Annotated in this window: 3 protein-coding genes and 1 pseudogene; 1 reads left to right on the top strand and 3 read right to left on the bottom strand. The window is 66.0% G+C overall.

Annotated elements, in window-relative coordinates; translation table 11 throughout:
• Positions 1-147: pseudogene (locus tag K8V11_RS00860) on the top strand (aldo/keto reductase); the annotation flags it as partial.
• A gap of 262 nt (positions 148-409) precedes the next feature.
• Here K8V11_RS00860 and K8V11_RS00855 read toward each other — a convergent pair.
• From K8V11_RS00855 to K8V11_RS00845, 3 genes are all read right to left on the bottom strand, one after another.
• Entirely contained in the window at positions 410-1,060 is a 651-nt protein-coding gene (locus K8V11_RS00855) for an NlpC/P60 family protein (RefSeq protein ID WP_303910317.1), read from the bottom strand.
• A 357-nt stretch (positions 1,061-1,417) separates the two neighbouring features.
• Entirely contained in the window at positions 1,418-2,881 is a 1,464-nt protein-coding gene (locus K8V11_RS00850) for an NAD(P)/FAD-dependent oxidoreductase (protein ID WP_303910316.1), read from the bottom strand.
• Between the two features lie 222 nt (positions 2,882-3,103).
• Positions 3,104-3,658, bottom strand: coding sequence for a C40 family peptidase (locus tag K8V11_RS00845; protein ID WP_303910318.1), 555 nt, complete (start codon positions 3,656-3,658; stop codon positions 3,104-3,106).
• Positions 3,659-3,667: the final 9 nt, after the last annotated feature.

The following is a 3,667-nucleotide window of genomic DNA, read 5'->3' as shown; positions in this document are numbered from 1 at the left end:
CTCCCGAAAACGGCGAACGTCGAGCACATGCGCGCGAACGCGGAGGTCGATTTCGAGATCGCCGACGCCGACATGGGCACCCTGCGCGGGCTTGTCGCGCGCGACTACGGCGAGCACAGCGAATTCCCTGTGTTCTCGGGCAAGTAGGAATCGCGAAAGGAGGCTCTACATATGTTTAGAGGGACGCGATACCGTCGGCGAGTTGTAGGGCCGAGCGGAGCAGCTTGTGCCGCGCGGCCGCAGCACCCCGCCGATCACGGCGCTCGTTTCTAGCAGATCCCACGGTACGAGTAGCCCGCACGCTCTTTCCGAAACACAGATGACGTCCCCAAATACACAAGATCGCCGCACTCCCTCAGAAGGAGGCGGCGATCTTTCATATCGGTCACGCGAGCGAGGCGATCACGCCTTACCGGAACCGCACCGCGTTGTAGACCGGCATCGAGTCGATCGGCGCGTAGCTCACGGGCACGCCATAGGTCGGCGCGTTGAGCACCTGCCCGTCCCCGGCGTAAATCCCGACGTGGCTCGCGCCCTCGTAGAACGTCACCAGGTCGCCGAGCTGCAGATCGTCCAGATCGACCGGCGTGCCGGCGGCGGCCTGCTGCTCGGCCGTGCGCGGAATGGACACGCCCGCCTGCTTGTACGCCCACGACGTCAACCCCGAGCAGTCGAACGAATCCGGCCCGTTGCCGCCCCACACATAAGGCGCGCCGACCTTCGTCTTCGCCGCCTCGAGCGCGGCAACTCCGACGTCACTATTGGCGCCCTTGTCGGCCGACTGCGAAAGCTGATCGGCGATCGAGCCGACGATGTCGCCGAACTCGCCGCCGTCGGTATCGCTATAGGCCTCGCCCGTTTCCGGGGTGGTGGCTGTGTCGAGGCTGCCGGTATCTACGCCCTGGCCGCCGAGATCCCCTAGATCGTCGAGCGAATCCGAATTGATCGCGGGCTGCGCCGAAGCGACCCCCGCGCCGGCGATCGAGGCGCCGCCGACGATCAGACCCGATACTGCGATGTGGCGAAAGCGAGAGGTGGTGGGTGCGGAGTGGGCTCCCATGTGTCGATCTCCTTTGTGTGGCTCTGCCCCGCACCCGAGCTCTTCTCGGACGCGTTACTCCCTCGGTGGTACAGGCGAACCTGCGAGATCGGAAGCACCAACCGGAGCGTCACAGAACGATAACAGCGTTATTACACCGCAGTTTACAGTGAGGCGCAAGTAATTCAACCGGAATTCATGAGTCGAGTTCTCCACCGGCAAATAACCGGTGTCACTTGCAGGGCAAATGCCCCACTTTTCACATATGACGGCGGACGCCACAGACTCCCCTGGCGTTACCCTAGATTTCGGCTACGCGGCATCGCCGCGGTCTCGCCGGACACTTTTCGCCCCACCACCGCGGAGATTTCCCGGGCCTTACCGGGTGTGGAAGTGTGCGTCCTCCGGCTCGGACAGCATGCGCACCATCGTGGCCTGGTCGAACGGCCACAGGTCGACGTTGCCGCCTTCGGTGAGGTACCAGGAATTGCAGCCGGTGTTCCACACTGTCGGACCCATCGCATCCGCAACCTCCTCGTTGAAGGCGCGCGTCGCCTCCTCGGTCACCTCGACGCGGTCGACCTCGCCGCGCGCGAAGCGGTCCACCCACTGCGCGATGTACCTGGCGGTGAGCTCCGCGGAGAATTGCAGCGAGATCGATCCGGTGGGCGAGTTCGGCCCGAGGACCGTGAATAGATTCGGCAATCCAGGGATCGCGGTCATGCGATACGCGCGCGGGCCTTTCGCCCATTGTTCGTCGAGCGTGATGCCTTCGCGGCCGGCGATCCGCATCGGCCGCATGTAGTCGTGCGCGCGGAAGCCGGTCGCGAGCACGATGATGTCGACCTCGTGGCTCGCGCCGTCCTCGGTGACGATCCCGTCCGGGGTCACCTCGCGAATGCCTTCGGTAACGAGCTCGACGTTCGGCCGGCGCAGCGCCTTGTAATAGGTACCCGACACCACCTGGCGCTTGCATAACGGCTGGTAGTCCGGCGTCAGCGCGTGGCGAAGCCCTTCGTCCCGCACACCCAGCTTGAGCGACCAGCGCGCGTAGGCTTGCACCGCCCGGCGCCGCCACGACGGCGTGGTCGTGATGTCGGCGAGGACCTGCGAGCCCCACAGCAGCACCTTGTAAACGCGGTCATGCACACGCGGCGCCGAACGGAGAAGCGCCGCGACGCCCGGGATTTGCCGCAGCCCCATCGGCGCCCACAGCACCCACTGCGGCGAACGAACGAAATGCGTGAGGGACGCGGCCTCCTCCGACAGCGCCGACACGACCTGCACCCCGGTCGATCCCGTCCCGAGCACCGCGATCTTGCGGTTCTCCGTCGCGAGTTCGCTGTCCCAGCGCGCGGTATGAATCACCGGCCCGCCGAAGGATTCGAGGCCCGGGATATCCGGATACGCCGGGTTGTGGAGGACACCGGTCGCGCACAGCACGAAGTCGGCGCTCAGCTCTCCGCCGTCATCGGTGGTAAGCGTCCACTCGCCGGTGACGTCGGAGAACCGGGCGTCGGTCACTTCGGTGCGGAAGCGGAAGAGCGGCAACAGGCCGAGCGATTCCACGACGGCACGGTGATACTGCTGGATTTCCTCCCCCGAGGCCCAGATGTGTGACCAGTCGGGTTTCGGCGCGAAGCCGAATTGATACATCTGCGAGGGCACGTCGCACGTGAGCCCCGGGTATCTGTTCCAGAACCATACGCCGCCGACATCGTCGCCCTTCTCGAGTACGCGGATATCGGAGAACCCCTGTTCGCGCAGCACATGAGCGGCGCTGATCCCGGCGACGCCCGCACCGATGATGACGATTCGCGGCTCTCTCACCCTGCCGTTCATGAGGCGAAACCTCCCTCCGGCGCCGAGCGATCGTGCGCCGACCCTCGCGGCGGCCCATTGCCCAACAAGTACCCGTTGGTTCTTCGCCATCGCAGCCGAAATGACAAGATCGCCGCAACGACTCGTCAACGAGCGCTGCGGCGATCATGAGCTCCCGCGCGCGGCAGGACCAGGGTATTCAGTTGGCGCGGACCTCCAATGGCCCGCAACGCGTCATCGCTCTTAGAAGCGCACCGCGTTGTAGATCGGCATCGAGTCGATCGGCGCGTAGCTCACGGGCTGGCCCGCGCTCGGCGCGTTGAGCACCTGTCCGTCGCCGGCGTAGATGCCGACGTGGCTCGCGCCCTCGTAGAAGGTCACGAGGTCGCCGGGCTGCAGGTCGTTGATGTCGACCGGGGTGCCGGCGGCGGCCTGCTGCTCGGAGGTGCGCGGGATGTCGACGCCGGCCTGCTTGTAGGCCCAGGACGTCAGTCCGGAGCAGTCGAAGGCGTCGGGGCCGGTAGCGCCCCACACGTACGGCGCGCCGATCTTGGTCTCGGCGGCGGAGAGCGCGGCCTGGCCGGTGCCGTTGGAGGCGCCTGCGGTCTCCTCGAGCTGGCCGGCGTTCTGCTCGATCTGCTCGGTGAGGCCGTTCACGAAATCGGTGACCTCTGCGGGCTGCGCCGAAGCGGCGCCTGCACCGGTCAACAGCGCGCCACCGACAAGCAGGCTCGACACGGCCATGCGACGGAAACGGACGGTGGCAGTTGCGGTTGCAGTTGCGGAATGAGCTCCCATGATGAGGTC

This window comes from Dietzia timorensis (assembly GCF_020742175.1).
GTDB classification, from domain to species: Bacteria; Actinomycetota; Actinomycetes; order Mycobacteriales; family Mycobacteriaceae; genus Dietzia; species Dietzia timorensis_A.
This window is presented reverse-complemented; position numbering and strand designations above follow the sequence as displayed.